Below are 3,182 nucleotides of genomic sequence, written 5' to 3' on the forward strand. Positions count from 1 at the left end.
CCTTCCTGTCGGGCGAGAGCATGCCGGACATGGCGGCGCGAAGTTCGACCACAGCGTCAAAGACCAAGATGTAGTAGCGAATGTCGATGCCGTTGTTCTCGGCCTGCTTGCGCGCCTGGGCATCTGCGCGGGTGTTGAACCCGATCAGGACAGCCTTGGAAGCGATCGCCAGGTTGACGTCGGACTCGGAAATACCGCCCACGCCGGAATACACCAGCTGGACCTTGACTTCGTCCGTCGACAGCTTGAGCAGCGACTGGGCCAGTGCTTCCTGCGACCCCTGCACGTCGGCCTTGATGATGATGGGCAGCATCTTGACTTCGCCGGCAGAGATGTCGGAGAACATGTTCTCCAGCTTGGACGCCTGCTGCTTGGCCAGCTTGGTGTTGCGGAACTTGCCTGCGCGGTAGGTGGCAATTTCACGGGCACGACGTTCGTCCGTCATCACCATGAATTCATCACCGGCTTGCGGTACTTCAGTCAGGCCCTGGATCTCGACCGGGATCGACGGACCCGCGCTCTTGATCGGCTTGCCGTTTTCGTCCAGCATGGCACGTACACGGCCATAGGTTGAACCTGCCAGCACCACATCACCGGCTTTCAGCGTACCGGACTGGACCAGCACGGTGGCCACCGGGCCGCGGCCCTTGTCAAGCTGGGCTTCAATCACGAGGCCCTTGGCCAGTGCATCGACCGGCGCACGCAATTCCAGGATTTCAGCCTGCAGCAGCACCTGCTCCAGCAGCTGGTCGATACCAGCGCCCGTACGGGCGGAAACCGGCACAAACGGCGACTCGCCGCCGAACTCTTCAGGAATCACCTCTTCGGTGACCAGCTCGCCCTTTACGCGGTCCATGTTGGCATCGGGCTTGTCGATCTTGTTGATCGCCACCACGATGGGAACACCGGCCGCCTTGGCATGCTTGATGGCTTCCTTGGTCTGCGGCATCACGCCGTCGTCGGCCGCCACCACCAGAATCACGATGTCGGTAGCCTGGGCGCCGCGGGCACGCATGGCGGTGAACGCCTCGTGGCCCGGGGTGTCCAGGAAGGACACCATGCCGCGCGGAGTTTCCACGTGGTAGGCGCCGATGTGCTGGGTAATGCCGCCGGCTTCACCCGCAGCCACCTTGGCACGGCGGATGTAGTCAAGCAGCGAGGTCTTGCCATGGTCGACGTGACCCATGACGGTGACCACCGGCGCACGCGGAAGCGACTCCGCCTGCTGGCCATGGACGTCTTCGTCGGTAAATGCTTCCGGATCGTCCAGCGCGGCCGTCACCGCCTTGTGGCCCATCTCTTCCACCACGATCATGGCGGTGTCCTGGTCCAGCGGCTGGTTGATGGTGACCATCTGGCCGAGCTTCATCAGGTGCTTGATCACTTCGGACGACTTCACGCTCATCTTGTGCGCGAGTTCGGCCACGGTGATCGTCTCGGGCACATGCACTTCAATGACCTTGAATTCGGTCGGTGCCACAAAGGTGGATTCCGGACGTGCTTCGCGGTCATTGCGGCGCCCGCGCGGGCCGCCACGGAAATTGCCGCGGCCGGGCACAACAGGTGCGCCGCGGCTTGGAATGCCCTTCTTCTTGGCCGCGTCGTCCTTCCAGGTCGAAGACAGATTCTCTGACTTGACTTCCTTCTTGCCGGCAGCGCCCGGCGCTCCAGCGACTGCGGGAGCACCCGGTTTGGCCGCAGCGCCCGGCGCGCCGGCCGGCTTGTGCAGCGTGCCCTTGATGGCAGCTTTGGGGTCGACATGGGGGACCAGAACACGCTTGGGTGCGGACATCATCGCGCGAATGCCGGCGGCTTCTGCCTCGGCTTTGCGGCGGCGCTCCTGCAATTCCTGCGCCTTGGCGGCATCAGCCTGGAATTCGGYGGTGGCTTTGGCCTTGGCGGCAGCCGCTACGGCAGCTGCGTCGGCGGACTTCGTGGCCTGCTCGGCCGCAGCGGTTTCAGCAGCTTTGGTGGCTTCGGCGGTTACCGGCGCGGCATCCTTGGCTTTTCCAGCAGGCTTGACCTTCTTGACCACGGCTTCAGCGGCCGCAGCAGCCGCCTGGGCGGCTTGTTCGGCAGCCAGGCGCTCCTGCTCGCGCGCAGCGTCCTTGGCGTCCTGTTCTTCGCGAAGACGGCGTTTTTCGGCGAGCTCCTGCTCCTGGCGGCGCAGCAGTTCTGCGTGGCGGCTGGCCTCCTCCTCACGGCGGATCAGCTCGGCATCATCAATGACGGGAGCCGCTGGCGGGGCAGCCACTTCGGGCTGCACCTCTTCCGCAGGCTGGTCGGAGCCGTCGTCGCGTTTGATAAAGGTACGCTTTTTACGCACTTCCACCTGGATGGTGCGTGCCTTGCCGGTGGCATCGGCCTGCTTGATTTCGCTGGTGGATTTTTTCACCAGGGTGATCTTCTTGCGCTCGGCCGTGACGGTGCCATGGCTGGCCTGCAGATAGCCCAGGAGCTTCTGCTTGTCCGCCTCGGACAAAGGGTCGCTGGCTTGCGCCTTGGCAACACCCGCGCTGGTCAATTGCTCGATCAGGGTTGCGGGGGATTTATTGAGTTCAGCTGCGAATTCAGCGACGGTAGTGGTACTGGACATATGTTTTTTTCCTGCGGGCCTTTCATGATCATTGCTCTTGGGCCGCTGCAGGTGCAGGGGTGTCAGCGGCAGCGGGTTCATCGGTAAACCAATGGGCGCGTGCGGTCATGATCAGGGCTTTGGCTTCGTCCGAAGACTGGCCGGTGATATCGGTAAGTTCATCCACGRCCAGATCGGCCAGGTCGTCGCGGGTGGAGATGCCCGCTTCTGTCAGTTTGGCGATCAGCTCTGGCGTAAGGCCTTCGACGTCACGCAGGTTCTGCGACACGCCTTCGGCATTTTCTTCCTTGGCGATTTCCATCGTCAAGAGCGCATCTTTGGCGCGCGTGCGCAGCTCGTTGACGGTGTCTTCGTCGAAAGATTCGATCTCCAGCATTTCCTGAAGCGGCACATAAGCCACTTCCTCGAGGCTTGTGAAGCCTTCGGAAATCAGGATGTCGGCGATTTCCTCGTCAACGTCGAGCTTTTCCATGAACAGCTTGCGGCTGGAATCGGTTTCGGTAGCCTGCTTCTGCGCAGACTCATCGGCCGTCATGATGTTGATCTTCCAGCCTGTCAGCTCGGCGGCAAGGCGCACGTTCTGGCC

Annotated in this window: 2 protein-coding genes; both read right to left on the minus strand. The window is 62.5% G+C overall.

The window, feature by feature from the left end; all coding sequences use genetic code 11:
* The coding region (infB, locus tag AC1D0Z_RS18460; RefSeq protein ID WP_477659651.1) for a translation initiation factor IF-2 at positions 1–2,596 on the minus strand (2,596 nt) is incomplete at its 3' end.
* 28 nt (positions 2,597–2,624) lie between these two features.
* On the minus strand, positions 2,625–3,182 hold a 558-nt coding region (locus AC1D0Z_RS18465; RefSeq protein ID WP_477659652.1), incomplete at its 5' end, for a helix-hairpin-helix domain-containing protein.

Source organism: Polaromonas sp. P1_E3 (assembly GCF_056405935.1).